Genomic DNA, 22,977 nt, shown 5'->3' on the forward strand with positions numbered 1-22,977 from the left:
AGGGGCTCCACCGGTCGACTGACACAGACCAGAGACGAGGAAACAAGCCGTGAGCGACGTCCGTAACGTGATCATCATCGGCTCCGGGCCCGCAGGCTACACGGCGGCGCTCTACACCGCGCGCGCGTCGCTGAAGCCCCTGGTGTTCGAGGGTGCCGTCACCGCCGGCGGTGCCCTGATGAACACCACCGAGGTGGAGAACTTCCCGGGCTTCCGCGACGGCATCATGGGCCCCGACCTGATGGACAGCATGCGGGCCCAGGCGGAGCGCTTCGGCGCCGAGCTGATCCCGGACGACATCGTCTCCGTCGACCTGACCGGTGAGATCAAGACCGTCACGGACACCGCCGGAACGGTCCACCAGGCCAAGGCCGTGATCGTCACGACCGGCTCCCAGCACCGCAAGCTCGGTCTGCCGAACGAGGACGCCCTCTCCGGCCGCGGCGTCTCCTGGTGCGCCACCTGTGACGGGTTCTTCTTCAGGGACCAGGACATCGCCGTGATCGGCGGTGGCGACACCGCGATGGAGGAGGCTACCTTCCTCTCCCGGTTCGCCAAGTCGGTCACGATCGTCCACCGCCGGGACACGCTGCGCGCCTCCAAGGCGATGCAGGAGCGCGCCTTCGGCGACCCGAAGATCAAGTTCGTCTGGGACAGCGAGGTCGCCGAGGTCCAGGGCGACCAGAAGCTCTCCGGGCTCAAGCTGCGCAACATCAAGACCGGTGAGCTGTCGGAGCTGCCGGTGACCGGTCTGTTCATCGCGATCGGCCACGACCCGCGCACCGAGCTCTTCAAGGGCCAACTGGACCTCGACGAGGAGGGGTACCTGAAGGTCGCCTCCCCGTCCACTCGCACCAACGTGACCGGAGTCTTCGGCGCCGGTGACGTGGTCGACCACACCTACCGGCAGGCGATCACCGCGGCCGGCACCGGCTGTTCCGCCGCACTCGACGCCGAGCGCTTCCTCGCCGCCCTCGCGGACGAGGACAAGGCCGAGCCCGAGAAGACCGCCGCCGTCTGAACCGCCGCCGTCCGACCCTCGCCCACTCCCGCCTCACCGCACGACCAAGTTAAGGAGCCCGCCGTGGCCGGCACTCTGAAGAACGTGACCGACGACTCCTTCGAGCAGGACGTCCTCAAGAACGACAAGCCCGTCCTGGTGGACTTCTGGGCCGCCTGGTGCGGTCCGTGCCGCCAGATCGCCCCGTCGCTGGAGGCGATCGCCGCCGAGTACGGCGATAAGATCGAGATCGTCAAGCTCAACATCGACGAGAACCCGGGTACGGCCGCCAAGTACGGCGTCATGTCGATCCCGACGCTGAACGTCTACCAGAGCGGCGAGGTCGCCAAGACGATCGTGGGTGCCAAGCCGAAGGCCGCCATCGTGCGTGACCTTGAGGAGTTCATCGCCGAGTAGTCGGTCGATGCCGTCGAACCGGCGGCGCATGTTTCACGTGAAACACGAATGGGCCAACCCCAACGGGTTGGCCCATTCGCATGATGAGGCTTCGCAGTCCGCGCCCTCTACAGTGGCCGCAGTGCCGGCTCCTTCTGAACCGCCCCCAGCAGTCGGTCCAGCGCCAGCTCCACGTCTTCCTTCCAGGAGAGAGCCGAGCGAAGGTCCAACCGCAGACGGGGATGCGTGGGGTGCTGCCGGACGGTCTTGAACCCCACGGCCAGGAGGTGGTCTACGGGCAGCAGACAGGCGGGCTCCTTCCAGCGGGCGTCACCGAACGCCTCGATCGCCTTGAAGCCGCGGCGCAGCAGATCCTTGGCGACTGTCTGGACCATCACTCGGCCCAGCCCCTGCCCCTGATAGCGGGGCATGATGAACGCCGTCATGAGCTGGACGGCATCCGGTGAGAGCGGACTCGTGGGAAAGGCCATGGAACGCGGCACATAGGCCGGCGGCGCGTAGAGCACGAAGCCGACGGGGACGTCGTCGACGTAGACCACCCGGCCGCACGATCCCCAGTCCAGCAGCACGGCGGAGATCCAGGATTCCTTCTCCAGCGCGGACGTACCGGCCTTTACCGCGGCCTCGCCGCTGACGGGATCCAGCTCCCAGAAGACACACGAGCGGCAGCGTCGGGGAAGGTCCTCGAGGTTGTCCAGCGTGAGCGGTACAAGCCGACGCCCCATGAAAGCCGTTCCTCGCTTCCTTCGCCCGCCGCATCGCGAGCTGCCGACAGGACGCTCCGTTGCCTGAGCAGGCTGCCGACGAATCCGCCGATCACCCCGATACCCAGGCCCGCGCTCACCAATCCGGTGCGGCTCATCGATCGCATGGCCCCTGTCTCCCCACTCAGAGATCCGCCAGGTGGATGCGCCATACCCACTCGCATCGTATCCACGATGCGAGTGCCTCGATACCGCCTCAAAGCAAAGAGCGGACCGCCTTCCGGTGCAACCGGACGCCGTCCGCTCTTCAGCTCACTGGGGCGGTAGTGACGATCAGTCGTCGGCCCCGTCGACCGCACTCTCCTGCAGGCTCTGCTGGAGGGCCAGACGCTCACCGGGGGCGAGCGTGTTCAGGATCCGTTCGAGGTCCTCCGGGGAGGCGAACTCCACGGTGATCTTGCCCTTCTTCTGGCCCAGCTCGACCTTCACCCGCGTCTCGAAGCGGTCGGACAACCGCGTCGCCAGCTCATTGAACGCCGGAGAGACCCGCGCTCCAGCCCGGGGGCCCTTGGACCGCGAAGCCTTCTGGGGCCGCGAGCCCATCAGAGTCACGATCTCCTCGACGGCCCGAACGGACAGCCCCTCGGCCACGATGCGGTGAGCGAGCCGGTCCTGCTCCTCCGAGTCCTCGACGGACAGCAGCGCTCGGGCGTGGCCGGCCGAGAGGACACCAGCGGCCACCCGCTTCTGCACGGCCGGTGAGAGCCGCAGCAGACGCAGGGTGTTGGAGACCTGCGGACGTGAACGTCCGATCCGGTCGGCCAGCTGGTCATGGGTGCAGTTGAAGTCCTTCAGGAGCTGGTCGTAGGCGGCTGCCTCTTCCAGCGGGTTGAGCTGCGCACGGTGCAGGTTCTCCAGCAGGGCGTCGAGAAGGAGCTTCTCGTCGTCGGTGGCCCGGACGATCGCCGGGATCGCCTCCAGGCCAGCCTCACGGCAGGCCCGCCAGCGCCGCTCACCCATGATCAGCTCATAGCGGGCGGGGCCGAGCTGCCGTACGACGACGGGCTGGAGGAGACCGACCTCCTTGATGGAGGTGATCAGCTCGTGGAGCGCGTCCTCGTCGAAGACCTCACGCGGCTGGCGCGGGTTCGGCGTGATCGAGTCCAGGGGAAGCTCAGCGAAGTGGGCCCCCACCGGAGGCGCCGGCGCCTCCGCGGCCGGGTTCGCCGGGAGCTCCTCGGTTTCATGTGAAACAGACGGCAGCGTGGCCACCTTCGCCGCGGCCACCCCGCGGTCCGACACCAGCGGCACTGCGGCCGGGGATGTGGAAGCCTGGCTCCCCCTCGTGGCCGGAGCCGGATCCTTCTCGGTCGGGGCAGCAGGGATCAGTGCGCCGAGCCCGCGGCCCAGCCCCCTCCGTCGCTCGCTCACTGGATGCCCTCCACCATGTTCGGATCGTTCTGGGCGCCGATGTGGGCTTGGCTCGCGTCGTAGCTGATGCCAACGCCCCTCAGCGCGATTTCTCGGGCGGCCTCAAGGTAGGAGAGGGCGCCACTCGATCCAGGATCGTAGGTCAGCACCGTCTGCCCGTAGCTCGGCGCCTCGGAGATACGGACCGAGCGGGGAATGCTCGTCCGGAGCACCTCGTCACCGAAGTGGGTGCGCACCTCTTCGGCGACCTGCGAAGCGAGACGCGTCCGGCCGTCGTACATGGTGAGCAGGATGGTCGATACATGCAGGGTCGGATTGAGGTGGCCCCGCACCAGGTCGACGTTGCGCAGCAACTGCCCCAGCCCCTCCAGCGCGTAGTACTCGCACTGAATGGGGATGAGGACCTCCTGGCCGGCGACGAGAGCGTTGACCGTCAGCAGGCCCAGCGAGGGCGGGCAGTCGATGAGGACGTAGTCCAGCGGCTGCTCGTACGCCTGGATAGCTCGCTGCAACCGGCTCTCCCGGGCCACCAGGGAAACCAGCTCGATCTCAGCACCGGCGAGATCGATGGTGGCCGGAGCGCAGAAGAGACCTTCGACGTCCGGAACGGGCTGGACGACCTCGGCGAGAGGCTTGCTCTCCACCAGGACGTCATAGATCGACGGAACCTCGGCGTGGTGGTCGATCCCCAGCGCGGTGGAGGCGTTGCCCTGTGGGTCGAGGTCGATCACCAGGACGCGACCGCCGTGCAGAGCCAGCGAAGCGGCAAGGTTGACGGTCGTCGTCGTCTTGCCGACGCCGCCCTTCTGGTTGGCGACCACGATGATTCGGGTCTGCTCCGGTCGTGGCAGGCCTTCGCCGGCCCGCCCCAGAGCCTCCACCGCCAGCTGGGCAGCACGACCGATGGGAGTGTCGTCCATCGGAGGCGGTGTTTCACGTGAAACATCCGCCCCCATCGACTCGGTACGGGGACCGGGGACCGGATCGGTCATCGGTCCCGCGATGTTGGCGTCGGACCGCAAGGATTCACTCTCCTCGACTTCAGGCTCGCAATGAACAGAGCCTCCCATGCCTTCGGGGTCGTGAACCAGTGAGGCCTGTTGTTCTGTGGAGAAATCCACCTCTGTGGACAACTCCGCTGCCCTTCCGAGTGAACCGAGAGGCTTACGGTCACGGGGTTCGGCCGCAGCGCGGCCCCGACTGATGATGCCGTGCAGCAGTGAGCGACGTTTCACGTGAAACACGATGCACAGCTACAGCGACCGGATCTTCGCGACACTCCGGCTTGCATGGGTTTGGCAGCTTGTGTGGAGTACGTCTCGTTCCCAGCGCGACCCCGAGACGTGGGTCTTATGGGTCAGCGACGTCGCCGCGCCCGTCCCGTTCGAGCGGCCTTGGCCCGTTTGGCGGCGAACCGCACGCCACCTGGGCTCTCACCGACCTCCACCCGGACCACGGTGGACGGCGGATCCACCACACCGTCGCCGACATGAAGAATGGACGTCGACACCGCACCCAGCTTGCTGAGGGCCGTGGCGGCCGACTTCAGCTCCTCCTCGGCGGTGTCTCCCTTGAGCGCGAGCATCTCACCGTAGGGACGCAGCAAGGGGATGCCCCAGGTGGCCAGTCGGTCCAGCGGAGCCACGGCACGGGCCGTCACAACATGAACCGGCGGCAGCTTGCCCATGACTTCCTCGGCCCGGCCACGCACCACGGTGACATGGTCCAGGCCCAGCAGCTCGACCACCTCGGTGAGGAAGTTGGTGCGCCGCAGCAGGGGCTCCAGCAGGGTGATGTTCAGGTCGTTCCGGACCAGAGCCAGCGGGATGCCCGGCAGGCCGGCTCCCGAGCCGACGTCGCACACCGTCACCCCCTCAGGGACCGCCTCCGAGAGGACCGCGCAGTTCAGCAGATGCCGTTCCCAGAGACGGGGCACTTCGCGCGGGCCGATCAGGCCACGCTGCACCCCCGCCTCCGCGAGCAGCTCCGCATAACGAACCGCATCGGCGAAGCGCTCACCGAACACTTCCCGCGCCTGTTCGGGCGCGGGGGGAAGCTCCGCTGCCTCCGTCACGGGGACCGTCCTTCCGTACAGCGCCGGGCTTCGTGCACCGGCCACCAGAACTACCAGGCTGACAAAGTTCGGCCCCGTCTGCAGGCAGACGGGGCCGTAAAACGAGAGGGGCCGATCAGGCAGGCAGTACGACGACGAACCGCTGGGGCTCCTCGCCCTCGGACTCACTGCGCAGCCCGGCGGTCTTGATCGCGTCGTGCACGACCTTGCGCTCGAACGGCGTCATCGGCTTGAGCTTCACGGGCTCGCCGGTGCTCTTTACCTCGGCGGCGGCCTTGGCCCCCAGCTCGGACAGCTCGGCGCGCTTCTTGGCGCGGTAGCCCGCGATGTCCAGCATCAGCCGGCTGCGGTCACCGGTCTCGCGGTGCACGGCCAGGCGCGTGAGCTCCTGGAGAGCCTCGAGCACCTCGCCGTCCCGGCCGACCAGCTTCTGCAGGTCGCGGCTGCCGGCGTCGCTGATGATCGACACGGAGGCGCGGTCGGCCTCGACGTCCATGTCGATGTCGCCGTCGAGGTCGGCGATGTCGAGCAGGCCCTCCAGGTAGTCCGCCGCGATGTCGCCCTCCTGCTCCAGGCGGGTGAGGGTGTCTGCACCCTCGGCAGCGGCGGAGGTGGTGCCTTCCGTCACGGGATGGGCTCCTTCTTACTTCTTGGACGGGGACTTGGGCCGCTGCGGGCCACCCTTGCGCTGCCCGGACTGGGCCTTGCTACGGGTGCCGGAGCCGGGCTTCTGGGGCTGCTTGGCAGCGGCGGGCTTGACGTCGTCCTGCGGCTCGTCGTCGGACTTCTCCAGCGAGAGACCCTCGTCCGCCTGCCTGGTCGCTCCGGACTGACGCTGAGCCTTGCTCTGGCGCTTGGGCTGCTGACGCCGGGCGGCGGTGGCGGTGGCGGTGGCCGTACCATCCTCGGCCTGTGCCAGGGCCTGGCTCTCGCTTTTCACCACGGTGCCGTCGGCCTGAGCCGCGAGTCCCGCCTTGGTCAGGCCGTTGATGAACTTGCGCTCGGACTCGTTGCGGTCCCGGCCCTTGGCGACGATCGCCTTGACGATGGTCTTCTCGCTGCGGCGACGGATCTTGCCGTGCTGGGTCACGTGCTTGGTCAGGCGCTCGAGGTAGGCGGCCTGGGCCTTGGAACCCGGGGTCGGGTTGTTGTGGATGACGTACATCTGCTGGCCCATGGTCCACACGTTGGTGGTCAGCCAGTAGATGAGGACACCGACCGGGAAGTTGATGCCGAAGACGGCGAACATGATGGGGAAGACGTACATCAGCATCTTCTGCTGCTGCATGAACGGCGTCTTCACCGTCGTGTCGACGTTCTTCGTCATCAGCTGGCGCTGCGTGTAGAACTGCGACGCCGACATCAGGACGATCATGACGACGGTCACGACGCGGACATCGGTGACCGAGGCGCCCAGCGCCTCGATCGTGCTGGCGCTGTCCTTGAACTTCGCAGCGAGCGGGGCACCGAAGATGTGCGCCTTACGGGCGCTCTCCAGCAGCGAGGCGTTGATGACGCCGATGGTCTGGCCCGAGGCGATCCCGTTGAGCACGTGATACAGGGCGAAGAAGAACGGCGACTGCGCCAGGATGGGAAGGCACGAGGAGAGCGGGTTGGTACCCGACTCCTTGTACAGCTTCATCATCTCTTCGGACTGGCGCTGCTTGTCGTTCTTGTAGCGCTCCTGGATCTTCTTCATCTCGGGCTGGAGCGTCTGCATGGCCCGGGTCGCCTTGATCTGCTTCACGAAGAGCGGGATCAGGCAGATGCGGATCAGGATCACCAGGGACACGATGGACAGGCCCCAGGCCCATCCGGTGTCGGGGCCGAAGATGGCGCCGTACACCGTGTGGAACTGGACGATGACCCATGAGACGGGTGTCGTGATGAAGCTGAAAAGACTGGCAATCGTGTCCACTAATCATGCTCCTTGGGCATGGGACGAAGTCTCTGCGGCCGGGCTCGAAGGAAGCTCGGATCGAGTCCTCTCCTCGGTGGCCGGTTCGGCGGCGGAGGTTCCGCCCTTGCGTGCGCGCCAAGCGTTGCGCAGCAGTTCGTGCCACCGCGGGCGCTTGCGCGGCGGGACATGGTCCACACCGCCGAGCGACCACGGATTGCACCGGAGGATGCGCCAGGCCGTGAGTGCCGTTCCCTTGATCGCACCGTGCCGGTCGATGGCCGTGTAGCCATAGTGGGAGCACGACGGGTAGTACTTGCACACCGGCCCAAGGAGTGGACTGATCGTCCACTGGTACAGCTTGATCAGGACCAGCAGTGGGTACTTCATCGCGCGCCCCCTCCCAGCAGCCGCTCCACGGCGGCGTCCAGGTCTCGGGCCAGCTGTGCGTGGTCTGCGTCGCCCGCTCCGGGCAGCGCTCGTACGACTACCAGGCTACCGGGGGGGAAAAGGGCGACTCGGTCACGCATCAGGTGGCGCAGTCTGCGCTTGACTTGGTTGCGCACGACCGCGCCACCCACTGCCTTGCTCACGACGAAACCCGCACGCGTCGGGGGAGCGCTCTCCCCAGGCGCGTGCGGGTCCGTGGCACCGCTACGAAGGTGGACGACGAGGGTCGGGCGACCTGCCCGGCGACCTCGTCGTACCGCGGTCGCGAAGTCCTCGCGCCGCCTCAGCCGGTTCTCGGTGGGCAGCACGACGTCATGACCTGATCGGGATCAGGCGGACAGGCGGGCGCGACCCTTGCTACGGCGGGTCGCGAGGATCGCGCGGCCGGCACGGGTGCGCATACGCAGCCGGAAGCCGTGGGTCTTCGCGCGACGACGGTTGTTCGGCTGGAAGGTGCGCTTGCTCACTCGGGGGCTCCAGAAAAGTATCGGTAGTGGCGGGGTGCCGTCCTGGCTGTCACCGTGCGCCCACGAGTAGCTCGCGTCACGCCCGAGTGCACCGCTTCCCGATCACCTGCTAGTGATCTGTGCCCATCGGAGGCAGGCGGCAGCAGCCATCGACAACTCGACCTGGTTACGGTACGCGGGGCCGCGCCATTCGGTCAAACCAGGGGTCAGGAGGGACACTGTCCACAGGCTGGGGACAACAACTTGAACCGTACCCGCCGCGCTGACTACCGTGGCTGGACTCCGATTCGTTCCCTTGCCCCCCGCCCGAGCGGGATTGCCCCACCCCCTCCACCCGATCTTCATCCCGAACCCGTCCCCGGACCACACGTTCGTGGGACCTGTGAGAGAGCGTGCCCTGTGGCTGACGTACCTGCCGATCTTGCCGCAGTGTGGCCACGAGTACTGGAGCAGCTCCTGGGCGGCGAGGGCCGCGGACAGGGTGTCGAGGTGAAGGACGAGCACTGGATCCGGCGCTGCCAGCCGCTCGCGCTGGTCGCGGACACCGCTCTGCTCGCCGTGCCGAACGAATTTGCGAAGGGCGTACTGGAGGGCCGTCTCGCGCCGATCGTGAGCGAGACCCTCAGCCGCGAGTGCGGGCGCCCCATCCGCATCGCGATCACCGTCGACGACTCCGCGGGCGAGCCGCCCGCCCCCAAGGCGTCGACGCCCCCCTCGCAGCCGCGCTACGAGGAGCCCGAGCTGCCTTCCGGCCCCTACGAGGGCTACGGCCGCCACCGTGCGGCCGATCCGCAGCAGGGTGGTGAGCCGCCGTCCCGCGGGGACCAGCTCCCCACCGCGCGGCCCGCGTACCCCTCCGAGTACCAGCGTCCCGAGCCCGGCGCCTGGCCGCGCCCCGCACGGGACGAGTACGGCGGCTGGCAGCAGCCGCGGCTCGGTTTCCCCGAACGCGACCCCTACGCCTCCTCGCCGCAGGACTCCTACGGCAGTCCCCCCCAGGACGGCTACGGGCCTCCGTCGCAGGACTACCGCTCGCCGGCCCGGGAGCGGCAGGCGTACGAGCAGCAGCGCGGCGAGTACGACGGCCCCCGCTCCGAATACGACCGCCCGGATTACGACTCCCGGCAGGACTACGAGCGCAAGGACCGGCAGGACTACGAGCGCCCGGACGACCGCCGGGACCGGCAGGAATACGACCGCCCGGACTACGACGCGCCCCGCGCCGACTACGACCAGCGCGATCCGGTCCGCCGGGAGCTGCCCGATCAGCCGTCGGGCGGCGGTCCCGCGCACCGCGGCGGTCCGGTCCGCCCGGACCTGCCGCCGGCCGGTGCGGGCGGCGCCCCCGGACCGCTGGCCGCGCAGCCCGCGCCGGCGAGCGGTCCCGGTGAGCCCACCGCGCGGCTGAACCCCAAGTACCTCTTCGACACCTTCGTCATCGGTGCCTCCAACCGGTTCGCGCACGCGGCCGCGGTGGCCGTCGCCGAAGCACCGGCGAAGGCGTACAACCCCCTGTTCATCTATGGCGAGTCGGGGCTCGGCAAGACGCATCTGCTGCACGCCATCGGGCACTACGCGCGCAGTCTCTACCCGGGCACGCGGGTGCGGTACGTCAGCTCCGAGGAGTTCACCAACGAGTTCATCAACTCCATCCGCGACGGCAAGGGCGACAGCTTCCGCAAGCGCTACCGCGAGATGGACATCCTGCTCGTCGACGACATCCAGTTCCTGGCGGACAAGGAGTCGACGCAGGAGGAGTTCTTCCACACCTTCAACACGCTCCACAACGCCAACAAGCAGATCGTGCTGTCCTCCGACCGGCCGCCCAAGCAGCTGGTCACGCTGGAGGACCGGCTGCGGAACCGTTTCGAGTGGGGCCTGATCACCGATGTGCAGCCGCCCGAGCTGGAGACGCGCATCGCGATCCTGCGCAAGAAGGCGGTCCAGGAACAGCTCAACGCCCCGCCGGAGGTCCTGGAGTTCATCGCCTCCCGCATCTCACGCAACATCCGTGAGCTGGAGGGCGCGCTGATCCGGGTGACCGCGTTCGCCTCGCTCAACCGGCAGCCGGTGGACCTGGGTCTGACCGAGATCGTGCTGAAGGACCTGATCCCCGGCGGCGAGGACTCCGCTCCGGAGATCACGGCGCCGGCCATCATGGCGGCCACCGCCGACTACTTCGGTCTGACGGTGGAGGACCTGTGCGGCACCTCGCGCGGCCGCGCGCTGGTCACCGCCCGGCAGATCGCCATGTACCTGTGCCGTGAGCTGACCGACCTGTCGCTGCCGAAGATCGGCGCGCAGTTCGGCGGCCGCGACCACACCACCGTCATGCATGCCGACCGCAAGATCCGCGCGCTGATGGCCGAGCGGCGCTCGATCTACAACCAGGTGACCGAGCTGACGAACCGCATCAAGAACGGCTGACCCAGCCGCAGGACCGCGCAGGAGGGCGCCCCCGGGAGGAGATCCCGGGGGCGCTCTTCTGTGTGGGCCGGAGCCTTCCGTGCGGTCGCCGGCGCCCCTGCCGCGTACGGCCAGGACCGGCTGCCGACGGGCCGTCGACGGGCCGGTGACGTTCGCCGCCGTCCCTCCCCGGCCCCCGGGTGTTCGAATAGTTGCGTGGTTACGGCCACTCTCCACAGATTCGCCGACTTTCTTCCCTCCACATCCTGGGGACTGTGGAGTTGTCCCGAACCGCGTCCACAGGAACCCTGAGGAAGTGACGTCCGCGCAGCTCAGCGGCCTGTGGAATCGTGGACGACGGATCTCCACAGACTGTGGACGAGGCAGAGATCCACAGGCTGTGCACGGAGTTGTCCACGGGCAGCCCACAGGCTGGAGCCGGTTGTCCCCAGCGATCCCCAGCTTCTCCACATGGCTGTCCACTGTTCGGCAACGCGACGGACCTGATCACCGCGTCGAGTGAAAGCCGTCACACAAGGCTGCCGGATTGGGGTGTGGGAAACGTGGGTAAACCTGGGGACGCAGCTGGGGAGAACTGCGCTCGGGCTGTGGGCGGTGTGTGCAGAACTTTCCGTTCTCCACAGAGACCCTCAGTTGTCCACCGCCTCCACCCACAGGGTCAGTGGACAAAATTCCGGCCCTGAGCTGGGGAAACGTGGTTATCCACGGTATCCACAGCCCCTACTACTACTCCCAACTAGAGAGAGCTGGGAATCCGTTTCGAAGCGGGGCCTGTGCACAACTCGCCGTCTCGAGCCCGGCTGCCCCTCGGAGCGACTTGACCCCGACAGGCACCTACTGTCAGTGCGGTGCGTCAGACTGGTCCCCGGTGTCCTTCCCGTCGCAGTGGGCGGTGACACCGAGTCGGAGGACTCAGTAGCAACAGCAGGAGGCGGCTTACGGTGAAGATCCGGGTGGAACGCGACGTACTCGCGGAGGCAGTGGCCTGGGCGGCACGCAGTCTCCCGGCCCGTCCGCCGGCGCCTGTCCTCGCCGGCCTGCTGCTGAAGGCCGAGGACGGCCAGCTGAGCCTGTCGAGCTTCGACTACGAGGTCTCCGCGAAGGTCAGCGTCGAGGCCGAGGTCGACGAGGACGGCACCGTCCTCGTCTCCGGCCGTCTGCTCGCCGACATCTCCCGCGCCCTCCCCAACCGGCCGGTGGAGATTTCCACAGACGGTGTACGGGCGACCGTGGTATGCGGTTCCTCGCGGTTCACACTCCACACCCTGCCTGTGGAGGAGTACCCGGCGCTGCCGCAGATGCCGAACGCGACCGGCACCGTGCCCGGCGAGGTCTTCGCCGCCGCCGTGTCCCAGGTGGCCATCGCCGCCGGCCGCGACGACACGCTGCCCGTCCTCACCGGTGTGCGCATCGAGATCGAGGGCGACACCGTCACCCTGGCCTCCACCGACCGCTACCGCTTCGCGGTCCGCGAGTTCCTGTGGAAGCCGGAGAACCCGGACGTCTCCGCGGTCGCCCTGGTGCCCGCCAAGACGCTCCAGGACACCGCCAAGGCGCTGACCAGCGGTGACAGTGTCATCCTCGCGCTGTCCGGCTCGGGCGCCGGCGAGGGCCTGATCGGTTTCGAGGGCGCCGGTCGGCGTACGACGACCCGTCTCCTCGAGGGCGACCTGCCGAAGTACCGCACGCTGTTCCCGACCGAGTTCAACTCCGTCGCGGTGATCGAGACCGCCCCCTTCGTGGAGGCCGTCAAGCGGGTGGCGCTGGTCGCCGAGCGGAACACCCCGGTGCGGCTGAGCTTCGAGCAGGGCGTGCTGATCCTCGAGGCCGGTTCCAGCGACGACGCACAGGCTGTGGAAAGGGTGGACGCCCAGCTGGACGGCGACGACATCTCGATCGCCTTCAACCCCACGTTCCTGCTGGACGGCCTGAGCGCGATCGACTCCCCGGTGGCGCAGCTGTCGTTCACGACGTCCACCAAGCCGGCGCTGCTCAGCGGCAAGCCCGCGATGGACGCGGAGGCGGACGAGGCCTACAAGTACCTGATCATGCCGGTGCGGCTCAGCGGCTGAGGCCGTCCACAGCTGTGCACAGTTGCCGGGCACCGTTGCGGTGCCCGGCACCGTGACCGGGCGACGAGCCCCGCAGCCGGATGGGATTCCGCAGGTCAGGCCGTGCGTATGAGCGCGTATGCCCACAACTGTGCACGCGCGTCCGGGTTAGGCTCGGCTCGGCACTCCGATGCCTGTCACGGCACACACCGACCTAAGGAACACAACTGATGGAGCTCGGTCTCGTCGGCCTCGGCAAGATGGGCGGCAACATGCGCGAGCGGATCCGCCGCGCGGGCCACACCGTCATCGGGTACGACCGCAACCCGGACCTCGCGGACGTCCACAGCCTCGAGGAGCTCGTGGGCAAGCTGTCCGCTCCCCGTGTGGTCTGGGTGATGGTCCCGGCCGGCGAGGCCACCCAGACCACGGTCGACCAGCTGGCCGAGCTGCTGGAGCCCGGTGACGTGGTCGTGGACGGCGGCAACTCCCGCTGGACGGACGACGAGAAGCACGCCGGGGAGCTGGCCGCCAAGGGCATAGGTTTCGTGGACTGCGGTGTCTCCGGCGGCGTCTGGGGCCTGGAGAACGGGTACGCGCTGATGTACGGCGGCGACGCCGGGAACGTCGCCAAGGTGCAGCCGGTCTTCGACGCGCTCAAGCCGGAGGGCGACTTCGGCTCGGTGCACGCCGGCAAGGTCGGCGCCGGCCACTTCGCGAAGATGGTCCACAACGGCATCGAGTACGCGATGATGCAGGCCTATGCCGAGGGCTGGGAGCTGCTGGAGAAGGTCGACTCCGTCACGGACGTGCGCGAGGTCTTCCGCTCCTGGCAGGAGGGCACGGTCATCCGTTCCTGGCTGCTCGACCTCGCGGTGAACGCGCTGGACGACGACGAGCACCTCGACGGCCTGCGCGGTTACGCACAGGACTCCGGTGAGGGACGCTGGACCGTGGAGGCCGCCATCGACAACGCGGTGCCGCTGCCCGCGATCACCGCGTCGCTGTTCGCGCGGTTCGCCTCCCGGCAGGAGGACTCGCCGCAGATGAAGATGATCGCCGCGCTGCGCAACCAGTTCGGCGGCCACGCCGTAGAGAAGAAGTAATCCACAGGATCCCTCCGGGATCCACAACCCTGGGGGAGGTCGGCGGACGACCATGCACGTCACGCATCTTTCGCTGGCCGACTTCCGCTCGTACGTCCGGGTCGAGGTCCCGCTCGACCCGGGCGTCACCGCCTTCGTCGGCCCCAACGGGCAGGGCAAGACGAACCTGGTCGAGGCCGTCGGCTACCTCGCCACTCTCGGCAGTCACCGGGTCGCCTCGGACGCCCCCCTGGTCCGCATGGGCGCCGAGCGCGCGGTCGTCCGGGCGCAGGTTCGGCAGGGCGAGCGGCAGCAGCTGATCGAGCTGGAGCTGAACCCGGGCAAGGCCAACCGGGCCCGTGTCAACCGTTCCTCGCAGGTCAGACCGCGGGACGTGCTGGGGATCGTCCGGACGGTGCTGTTCGCGCCGGAGGACCTGGCACTGGTCAAGGGCGATCCGGGTGAGCGGCGCAGGTTCCTGGACGAGCTGATCACCGCGCGCTCCCCGCGCATGGCGGGGGTGCGCTCCGACTACGAGCGGGTGCTCAAGCAGCGCAACACGCTGCTGAAGTCCGCCGCTCTCGCGCGCCGGCACGGCGGGCGTTCCATGGACCTGTCCACCCTGGACGTGTGGGACCAGCATCTGGCGCGCGCGGGCGCCGAGTTGCTCGCCCGGCGCCTGGACCTGATCGCGGCGCTGCAGCCGCTGGCGGACAAGGCGTACGAGCAGCTGGCCCCCGGCGGCGGTCCGGTGGCGCTGGAGTACAAGCCGTCGGCGCCCGGTGAGGCACACACGCGCGAGGATCTCCACGGTCAGCTGCTGGCGGCCCTGGGCGAGGCGCGCAAGCAGGAGATCGAGCGGGGTGTGACCCTCGTGGGCCCCCATCGGGACGATCTGGTTCTCAAGCTGGGTCAGCTGCCCGCGAAGGGGTACGCGTCGCACGGCGAATCATGGTCGTACGCCCTCGCGCTGCGGCTGGCCTCGTACGACCTGCTGCGTGCGGAGGGCAACGAGCCGGTGCTGGTCCTGGACGACGTCTTCGCCGAGCTGGACGCCCGTCGCCGGGAGCGGCTGGCGGAGCTGGTCGCGCCCGGTGAGCAGGTGCTGGTCACCGCCGCTGTGGACGACGACGTACCTCATGTGCTGGCCGGTGCGCGGTACGCGGTGGCCGGCGGGACGGTGGAGCGCGTATGAGCACCGAGGAACCCACCCCGAAGCAGGACGAGCCGTCCGGTGTCGACCTCGCGCGCGTGGCGTTGCGCGCGGCGAAGGAGCAGGCACGCGCGCGTGGGGACGCGGCGCGGCAGAAGAAGCAGGCGCGGCGCGGCGGCGGACTGCGCTCGGGTGCGCGGGCCGACGGCCGTGACCCGATGGCGCTCGGGGCGGCGATCAACCGGCTGCTCACCGAGCGGGGCTGGGAGACGCCGGCCGCGGTGGGCGGGGTCATGGGCCGCTGGCCGCAGATCGTGGGCGAGGACCTGGCGAAGCACTGTGTGCCGCAGCGGTACGACGAGGACGAGCGGGTGCTGTCGGTGAGCTGCGACTCGACGGCCTGGGCGACCCAGTTGCGGCTGCTCGCCCCGACGCTGGTGGCCCGGCTCAACGAGGACCTCGGGCAAGGCACGGTCCGGCTGATCAAGGTGAACGGCCCGGCTGGTCCGGCCCGGCGTTACGGCCCGCTGCGGGCTCCGGGGAGCACCGGACCCGGCGACACCTATGGGTGACGTACCTCACGTCCGGCGGTCGTCGCACGGTGCCGCGGTGGCCCGTCCGGCGGTGCTGCGCACAGGGGTGGAGCACGTGCTGACCCGCCAGTAGCCAAGGGTTGACGGCTCGAAGCGCTGAGTGCCGCTGTGAGCCCCTTGGAGCCCCCTTCCGCATATCGGTACCCGGCCGAGACCGGTTCAGGGCGGCACATGGGGACTCAGGTACCGGCAAACCCCCATCACTGTCGGCGCTACCGGTAGACTGGGAGACAATCCCGCCCCAGTCGTGGGGACGTCCGGGAAAAGCTGAGCAACGCTGATCAAGGCTTACCGACGCAACATGCCGCAGCCGCTCCGGTAACCCTCCCAGGAGGGGGCACCGTCAGGAGCCTGGCTCGTGCTGTGCCAGAAAGGGCGCTTCGTGGCCGATTCCGGCAACCCCAACGAGAACATCCCGTCCACCGACGCCGGCGTGACCGGCGAGGCCGCGGCATCCGGCACGGTCTCCGCCTCCTACGACGCCAGCGCCATCACCGTGCTCGAAGGGCTGGACGCGGTCCGCAAGCGACCCGGCATGTACATCGGCTCGACCGGTGAGCGCGGTCTGCACCACCTGGTGTACGAGGTCGTCGACAACTCGGTCGACGAGGCGCTGGCCGGTCACGCGGACACCATCGACGTGACGATCCTCGCCGACGGCGGCGTGCGTGTCGTCGACAACGGGCGTGGTATTCCGGTGGGCATCGTGCCCTCCGAGGGCAAGCCGGCTCTTGAGGTCGTGCTGACCGTGCTGCACGCGGGCGGCAAGTTCGGCGGCGGCGGCTACGCGGTCTCCGGCGGTCTGCACGGTGTCGGTGTCTCCGTCGTGAACGCCCTGTCGTCCAGGGTCTCCGTCGAGGTCAGGACCGACGGCCACCGCTGGACGCAGGACTACAAGATGGGCGTTCCGACCGCCCCGCTGGCCAAGCACGAGGCCATCGAGCGGACCGGTACGTCGGTCACGTTCTGGGCCGACCCGGAGATCTTCGAGACCACCGAGTACTCCTTCGAGACGTTGTCGCGGCGTTTCCAGGAGATGGCGTTCCTCAACAAGGGGCTGACGCTCAAGCTCACCGACGAGCGCGAGTCGGCGAAGGCCACCAGTGGTGCGGACGAGGCGGGCGCGGACGAGAAGGCCGAGGTCAAGTCGGTCACGTACCACTACGAGGGCGGCATCGTCGACTTCGTGAAGTACCTCAACTCCCGCAAGGGCGAAGCGGTGCACCCCACCGTCATCGACCTGGAGGCCGAGGACAAGGACAAGAGCCTGTCCCTCGAGGTCGCGATGCAGTGGAACAGCGGCTACAGCGAGGGTGTGTACTCCTTCGCGAACATCATCCACACGCACGAGGGCGGTACGCACGAGGAGGGCTTCCGGGCGGCCCTCACGAGCCTGATCAACAAGTACGCGCGTGACAAGAAGCTGCTGCGCGAGAAGGACGACAACCTCACCGGTGACGACATCCGTGAGGGTCTGACCGCGATCATCTCGGTCAAGCTGAGCGAGCCGCAGTTCGAGGGCCAGACGAAGACCAAGCTGGGCAACACGGAGGCGAAGACCTTCGTGCAGCGGGCGGTCTACGAGCACCTCAACGACTGGCTGGACCGCAACCCGGTCGAGGCGGCGGACATCATCCGCAAGGGCATCCAGGCGGCCACCGCGCGCGTGGCGGCCCGCAAGGCCCGTGACCTGACCCGGCGCAAGGGCCTGCTGGAGTCGGCGTCCCTGCCGGGCAAGCTCTCCGACTGCCAGTCGAACGACCCCACCAAGTGCGAGATCTTCATCGTCGAGGGTGACTCCGCCGGCGGTTCGGCCAAGTCCGGCCGGAACCCGCAGTACCAGGCGATCCTCCCGATCCGCGGCAAAATCCTCAACGTCGAGAAGGCCAGGATCGACAAGATCCTGCAGAACCAGGAGATCCAGGCGCTGATCTCCGCGTTCGGCACGGGCGTGCACGAGGACTTCGACATCGAGAAGCTCCGCTATCACAAGATCATCCTGATGGCGGACGCCGACGTCGACGGCCAGCACATCAACACCCTGCTGCTGACCTTCCTGTTCCGGTTCATGCGGGACCTGGTCGAGCGCGGGCACGTGTACCTCTCGCGTCCTCCGCTGTACAAGATCAAGTGGGGCCGGGACGACACCGAGTACGCGTACTCGGACCGTGAGCGCGACGCGCTGCTGGAGATGGGCCGTCAGCGTGGCAAGCGCGTCCGCGAGGACTCGATCCAGCGCTTCAAGGGTCTCGGCGAGATGAACGCCGAGGAGCTGCGTGTGACGACGATGGACCAGGAACACCGGGTCCTCGGCCAGGTCACCCTGGACGACGCCGCCCAGGCCGACGACCTGTTCTCGGTCCTGATGGGCGAGGACGTCGAAGCCCGCCGCGCGTTCATCCAGCGCAATGCCAAGGACGTCCGCTTCCTCGACATCTGAGTCGGTCTCAGCTGACCGCACCAGGAAGGATCTTCACCAGCAATGGCCGACGAGAACACTCCCGAGACGCCTGAGACCGAGGGCGGCGAGATCACCCTGCGCGTCGAGCCCGTCGGGCTCGAGACGGAGATGCAGCGCTCGTACCTGGACTACGCGATGTCCGTCATCGTGTCCCGTGCGCTGCCCGACGTACGCGACGGACTCAAGCCGGTGCACCGCCGCGTGCTGTACGCGATGTACGACGGCGGCTACCGCCCCGAACGCGGCTTCTACAAGTGCGCCCGCGTCGTCGGCGACGTCATGGGCAACTACCACCCGCACGGCGACTCCTCGATCTACGACGCCCTGGTGCGACTCGCCCAGCCGTGGTCGATGCGGATGCCGCTGGTGGACTCCAACGGCAACTTCGGCTCCCCGGGCAACGACCCGGCGGCGGCGATGCGCTACACCGAGTGCAAGATGGCGCCGCTGTCGATGGAGATGGTCCGTGACATCGACGAGGAGACCGTCGACTTCACGGACAACTACGACGGCCGCTCCCAGGAGCCGACCGTCCTGCCGTCCCGGTTCCCGAACCTGCTGATCAACGGCTCGGCCGGTATCGCGGTCGGTATGGCGACCAACATCCCGCCGCACAACCTGCGCGAGGTCGCGGCCGGCGCCCAGTGGTACCTGGAGAACCCGGAGGCCTCGCACGAGGAGCTGCTGGACGCGCTCATCGAGCGGATCAAGGGCCCGGACTTCCCGACCGGCGCCCTGGTGGTGGGCCGCAAGGGCATCGAGGAGGCGTACCGCACGGGTCGCGGCTCCATCACGATGCGCGCGGTGGTCGAGGTCGAGGAGATCCAGAACCGCCAGTGCCTGGTGGTGACCGAGCTGCCGTACCAGGTGAACCCGGACAACCTGGCGCAGAAGATCGCCGACCTGGTGAAGGACGGGAAGATCGGCGGTATCGCCGACGTCCGTGACGAGACGTCGTCCCGTACGGGCCAGCGCCTGGTCATCGTGCTGAAGCGGGACGCGGTCGCCAAGGTCGTCCTGAACAACCTGTACAAGCACACCGACCTGCAGACGAACTTCGGCGCCAACATGCTGGCGCTCGTCGACGGAGTGCCGCGCACGCTGTCCCTGGACGCGTTCATCCGCCACTGGGTGACGCACCAGATCGAGGTCGTCGTCCGCCGGACCCGGTTCCGGCTGCGCAAGGCCGAGGAGCGGGCGCACATCCTGCGCGGTCTGCTGAAGGCCCTGGACGCCATCGACGAGGTCATCGCGCTGATCCGGCGCAGCGACACCGTCGAGATCGCGCGCGGCGGCCTGATGGGCCTCCTGGAGATCGACGAGATCCAGGCCAACGCGATCCTCGAGATGCAGCTGCGGCGGCTGGCCGCCCTGGAGCGGCAGAAGATCGTCCAGGAGCACGACGAGCTCCAGGCGAAGATCAACGAGTACAACCAGATCCTCGCCTCGCCGGTCCGCCAGCGCGGGATCGTCAGCGAGGAGCTGGCGGCGATCGTCGAGAAGTACGGTGACGACCGGCAGACCAAGCTGATCCCGTACGAGGGCGACATGTCCATCGAGGACCTGATCGCCGAGGAGGACATCGTCGTCACCGTCACGCGCGGTGGCTACGTCAAGCGGACCAAGACGGACGACTACCGGGCGCAGAAGCGCGGCGGCAAGGGCGTGCGCGGTACGAAGCTGAAGGAAGACGACATCGTCGACCACTTCTTCGTCTCCACCACGCACCACTGGCTGCTGTTCTTCACGAACAAGGGCCGGGTGTACCGGGCGAAGGCGTACGAGCTGCCGGAGGCCGGCCGGGACGCGCGCGGGCAGCACGTGGCGAACCTGCTCGCCTTCCAGCCGGACGAGGCGATCGCCGAGATCCTCGCGATCCGTGACTACGAGGCGGCGCCGTACCTGGTCCTGGCCACGAAGTCCGGTCTGGTCAAGAAGACGCCTCTGAAGGATTACGATTCGCCCCGCGCCGGCGGTGTGATCGCGATCAATCTGCGTGAGCGGGAGGACGGAACCGACGACGAACTGATCGGTGCCGAACTCGTCTCGGCCGATGACGATCTCCTTCTGGTCAGCAAGAAGGCGCAATCGATCAGGTTCACCGCCTCGGACGACACTCTGCGACCGATGGGCCGTGCCACCTCGGGCGTCAAGGGCATGAGTTTCCGTGAGGCCGACGAGCTTCTCTCGATGAATGTCGTTCGAGCCGGTACGTTCGTGTTCACTGCTACGGACGGCGGGTACGCGAAGCGGACCGCCGTCGACGAGTACCGCGTCCAGGGTCGCGGCGGCCTCGGCATCAAGGCCGCCAAGATCGTGGAGGACCGCGGCTCGCTCGTCGGCGCGCTGATTGTCGAGGAGAGCGACGAGATCCTCGCCATCACCCTGTCCGGCGGTGTGATTCGTACGCGAGTCAGCGAGGTCAGGGAGACGGGCCGTGACACCATGGGCGTCCAACTGATCAACCTGGGCAAGCGCGATGCCGTGGTCGGTATCGCACGTAACGCCGAGGCGGGGCGCGAGGCGGAGGAGGTCGACGGCGGGGACGTCGTCGACGAGACCGCCGAGGCTGCCGCGACCACCGGCACGGACGAGGGTGAGGCGCCCTCGGCCGAGTAGCACGAGGAGTGAGTCATCGTGAGCGGAGCCACGGGCGCCGGATCGGCCGGTACCCCCACGGGTACGGAAACGGGCGGCGGCCGTGGCTCCGCCGCGCACGGGGCGGGTGCGGCGGACCCGCACACGACCCAGCTGAGGGCGGTCAAGCCCTCGGCGAAGGATGTGCCCTCCACCGATACGCCGGCATCCCAGGGGGGAACCGTGACGGACACCCGAGGCCCGCAGACCCAGCCCGGCGCGGGCCCGGCCGAGGGGCAGGCGGCCTCCCCGCTCCCCGGTGAGCGGCGCCCCGAGCAGCACTCCGGGCCCTACCACCCGCCGCAGGCCTATCCCGCGCAGACGCCCACCGGTGCCGTACGCCGGCCGCGCACCGGCGCGCGGACCGCGCCGCGCACCCGCAAGGCGCGACTGCGCGTGGCCAAGGCCGACCCGTGGTCGGTGATGAAGGTCAGCTTCCTGCTCTCCATCGCGCTGGGCATCTGCACGGTCGTCGCGTCGGCGGTGCTGTGGATGGTCATGGACGCGATGGGCGTGTTCTCGACCGTCGGCGGCACGATCTCGGAGGCGACCGGCTCCAACGAGGCGAACGGCTTCGACCTGCAGTCCTTCCTCTCGCTGCCGCATGTGCTGACCTTCGCGTCGATCATCGCGGTCATCGACGTCGTCCTCGCCACGGCCCTCGCCACCCTGGGCGCTTTCATCTACAACCTGTCCGCGGGCTTCGTCGGCGGTGTCGAACTGACGCTGGCCGAGGACGAGTGACCCACCTTCCGGGCTCGCCCGGCGGCCCCCCGACAACCGATTTTGGGACTGCCGCCCTCGTGCGCTAATCTTCAGGAGTCAGCGCGCGGGACACACACCGCAGAGCGCGGCGGGGCTATAGCTCAGTTGGTTAGAGCGCATCCCTGATAAGGATGAGGCCACAGGTTCAAATCCTGTTAGCCCCACATGCGAAAAGACCCCCAGTCGATACCGGCTGGGGGTCTTTGACATCCATGGCCGACATCGCTTGGGGCCACCTCGGGGTGCACCTTAGGGAAGGCCAGCAGGATGCCGCAGGTGTGGTCCAGCTCCTGGAGCTCCCGGCGTTCCTCCAGGACGCGAGCGCGGAACTCCGGGAGCGGGAGCACGGCCTGGGAGGACTCCGTCTTGAGGTCCTCGAGGACCAGGCCCACGCCCTTGACCCGCCGCACCTGCGGGAAAATCACTGTCCGATCGTCGGAACGCGGTGGTAGAGAGGCCATGTGACAACGACACTTGCGTTCCCCGTTCTACTGCGACTGATCGACGAACGGTCGAGCGCCTTCCGCGCCGCGGTCGCCTCCGCGCCCAGCCTCGACGTGCAGGTGCCGACCTGCCCCGAGTGGACGCTGTTCGATCTGGCGCAGCACATCGGCGAGGGGCGCCGCTCCTGGGCCGCCACCGTCGTCGCAGGGCCTGCTCCGGCCAAGTCCGCGGCGGAGGGCGCCCCGGCTGCGCCTCGGGAGCGCGAGGGACTTCCGGCCTGGTTGGCGGAGTCCACGGAGCAACTGCTGGACGCACTGCGGGAGGCCGGACCGGATCGCGGTTGCTGGACGTGGTGGGGTGCGTCCCAGTCGCCGCAGACCTGTGGCGCCGTCGCCCGGCACCAGCTCCAGCAGCTCGCGGTGCACACCTACGACGCCCAGGTCACTGTGGGTGCCCCGGAGCCGCTGCCGGACGAGGTGGCACTCGACGGTGTCGAGGAGTTCCTGTTCACCTGCGTCGCAACGACGAGTGCCTGGCCGCACAAGCCCACTGCCTTCGACTTCCACGCCACCGAGGGCCGGTCCTGGCGCCTCACGGTCGACGGCGACGGCGCACGCTCCACCCGTATCTCCGCGCCCGGCACGACGCCTGTCAACGCTGCCGACGAAGGCCCGAACACGGCTGGCGTCTCCGTTCGCGGCACGGCCAGTGAGCTGGTCCTCTTCGTGTACGACCGTATCCCGGCGGACTCCCTGCAGATCGAGGGAGACGCAGGTTTGTTCGACCTGCTCCGCGCGTGGGACCCGGAGGAGTAGGACGGGTGCTGCAGAGCGGCGAAGTAAGCCTTGTCAAGACCGCATGCGGCGTCTGACACCAGCGGCTGACACCGACACGCACGAAACGCAGCGGTCAGCGCCGGAC

Annotated in this window: 20 protein-coding genes and 1 tRNA gene; 12 read left to right on the forward strand and 9 right to left on the reverse strand. The window is 68.4% G+C overall.

The window, feature by feature from the left end:
- The first annotated feature begins 49 nt into the window (after nt 1–49).
- Entirely contained in the window at nt 50–1,021 is a 972-nt protein-coding gene (trxB, locus tag ACZ6B1_RS18255) for a thioredoxin-disulfide reductase (RefSeq protein WP_468779518.1), read from the forward strand.
- A 63-nt stretch (nt 1,022–1,084) separates the two neighbouring features.
- Entirely contained in the window at nt 1,085–1,417 is a 333-nt protein-coding gene (gene trxA, locus ACZ6B1_RS18260) for a thioredoxin (RefSeq protein ID WP_199211225.1), read from the forward strand.
- A gap of 107 nt (nt 1,418–1,524) precedes the next feature.
- Here trxA and ACZ6B1_RS18265 read toward each other — a convergent pair whose 3' ends face one another.
- From ACZ6B1_RS18265 to rpmH, 9 genes are all read right to left on the reverse strand, one after another.
- Nucleotides 1,525–2,142, reverse strand: coding sequence for a GNAT family N-acetyltransferase (locus ACZ6B1_RS18265; RefSeq protein ID WP_468779520.1), 618 nt, complete (start codon nt 2,140–2,142; stop codon nt 1,525–1,527).
- Between the two features lie 312 nt (nt 2,143–2,454).
- Nucleotides 2,455–3,552 (reverse strand): ParB/RepB/Spo0J family partition protein, encoded by a 1,098-nt coding sequence (locus ACZ6B1_RS18270; RefSeq protein WP_468779522.1) that lies wholly within the window; start codon nt 3,550–3,552, stop codon nt 2,455–2,457.
- On the reverse strand, nt 3,549–4,622 hold the full coding sequence (locus tag ACZ6B1_RS18275) for a ParA family protein (protein WP_468780129.1): 1,074 nt from the start codon (nt 4,620–4,622) through the stop codon (nt 3,549–3,551). The genes ACZ6B1_RS18270 and ACZ6B1_RS18275 overlap by 4 nt, the downstream gene beginning before the upstream one ends.
- 287 nt (nt 4,623–4,909) lie before the next feature.
- A complete protein-coding gene (rsmG, locus tag ACZ6B1_RS18280; RefSeq protein WP_199211226.1) occupies nt 4,910–5,626 on the reverse strand; it encodes a 16S rRNA (guanine(527)-N(7))-methyltransferase RsmG in 717 nt (238 codons plus the stop codon).
- A gap of 115 nt (nt 5,627–5,741) precedes the next feature.
- Nucleotides 5,742–6,254 carry a Jag family protein gene (locus tag ACZ6B1_RS18285; RefSeq protein ID WP_468779524.1) on the reverse strand — a complete coding sequence of 171 codons (513 nt, stop codon included), beginning with the start codon at nt 6,252–6,254 and terminating at the stop codon, nt 5,742–5,744.
- Nucleotides 6,255–6,269: 15 nt separating this feature from the next.
- Nucleotides 6,270–7,544: a membrane protein insertase YidC gene (gene yidC, locus ACZ6B1_RS18290; RefSeq protein WP_468779526.1), complete on the reverse strand. Its 1,275-nt coding sequence runs from the start codon at nt 7,542–7,544 to the stop codon at nt 6,270–6,272.
- A 3-nt stretch (nt 7,545–7,547) separates the two neighbouring features.
- On the reverse strand, nt 7,548–7,913 hold the full coding sequence (gene yidD, locus ACZ6B1_RS18295) for a membrane protein insertion efficiency factor YidD (protein WP_468779528.1): 366 nt from the start codon (nt 7,911–7,913) through the stop codon (nt 7,548–7,550).
- Entirely contained in the window at nt 7,910–8,281 is a 372-nt protein-coding gene (rnpA, locus tag ACZ6B1_RS18300; protein WP_281295470.1) for a ribonuclease P protein component, read from the reverse strand. The genes yidD and rnpA overlap by 4 nt, the downstream gene beginning before the upstream one ends.
- Nucleotides 8,282–8,302: 21 nt before the next feature.
- Nucleotides 8,303–8,440, reverse strand: coding sequence for a 50S ribosomal protein L34 (gene rpmH, locus ACZ6B1_RS18305; RefSeq protein WP_003975051.1), 138 nt, complete (start codon nt 8,438–8,440; stop codon nt 8,303–8,305).
- A gap of 399 nt (nt 8,441–8,839) precedes the next feature.
- Here rpmH and dnaA point away from each other — a divergent pair, with 399 nt between their 5' ends.
- From dnaA to ACZ6B1_RS18355, 10 genes are all read left to right on the forward strand, one after another.
- Nucleotides 8,840–10,867, forward strand: coding sequence for a chromosomal replication initiator protein DnaA (gene dnaA / locus ACZ6B1_RS18310; protein ID WP_468779530.1), 2,028 nt, complete (start codon nt 8,840–8,842; stop codon nt 10,865–10,867).
- A gap of 941 nt (nt 10,868–11,808) precedes the next feature.
- On the forward strand, nt 11,809–12,939 hold the full coding sequence (dnaN, locus tag ACZ6B1_RS18315; protein WP_365121845.1) for a DNA polymerase III subunit beta: 1,131 nt from the start codon (nt 11,809–11,811) through the stop codon (nt 12,937–12,939).
- A 209-nt stretch (nt 12,940–13,148) separates the two neighbouring features.
- Nucleotides 13,149–14,024, forward strand: a complete 876-nt coding sequence (gene gnd, locus ACZ6B1_RS18320) for a phosphogluconate dehydrogenase (NAD(+)-dependent, decarboxylating) (RefSeq protein ID WP_468779532.1) — start codon at nt 13,149–13,151, stop codon at nt 14,022–14,024.
- Nucleotides 14,025–14,076: 52 nt separating this feature from the next.
- Entirely contained in the window at nt 14,077–15,198 is a 1,122-nt protein-coding gene (gene recF / locus ACZ6B1_RS18325) for a DNA replication/repair protein RecF (RefSeq protein ID WP_468779534.1), read from the forward strand.
- Nucleotides 15,195–15,728 (forward strand): DciA family protein, encoded by a 534-nt coding sequence (locus ACZ6B1_RS18330; RefSeq protein ID WP_468779536.1) that lies wholly within the window; start codon nt 15,195–15,197, stop codon nt 15,726–15,728. Before recF ends, ACZ6B1_RS18330 begins: the two co-directional genes overlap by 4 nt.
- Nucleotides 15,729–16,107: 379 nt before the next feature.
- A complete protein-coding gene (gene gyrB, locus ACZ6B1_RS18335; RefSeq protein WP_468779538.1) occupies nt 16,108–18,189 on the forward strand; it encodes a DNA topoisomerase (ATP-hydrolyzing) subunit B in 2,082 nt (693 codons plus the stop codon).
- 42 nt (nt 18,190–18,231) lie between these two features.
- Nucleotides 18,232–20,829 carry a DNA gyrase subunit A gene (gene gyrA / locus ACZ6B1_RS18340; RefSeq protein ID WP_468779540.1) on the forward strand — a complete coding sequence of 866 codons (2,598 nt, stop codon included), beginning with the start codon at nt 18,232–18,234 and terminating at the stop codon, nt 20,827–20,829.
- A gap of 18 nt (nt 20,830–20,847) precedes the next feature.
- Entirely contained in the window at nt 20,848–21,591 is a 744-nt protein-coding gene (locus tag ACZ6B1_RS18345; protein ID WP_468779542.1) for a DUF3566 domain-containing protein, read from the forward strand.
- A 111-nt stretch (nt 21,592–21,702) separates the two neighbouring features.
- A tRNA-Ile gene (locus tag ACZ6B1_RS18350) sits at nt 21,703–21,776 on the forward strand.
- 297 nt (nt 21,777–22,073) lie between these two features.
- A complete protein-coding gene (locus ACZ6B1_RS18355) occupies nt 22,074–22,871 on the forward strand; it encodes a maleylpyruvate isomerase family mycothiol-dependent enzyme (protein WP_468779544.1) in 798 nt (265 codons plus the stop codon).
- Nucleotides 22,872–22,977 lie beyond the last annotated feature (106 nt).

The organism is Streptomyces sp. NPDC041129 (assembly GCF_055592265.1).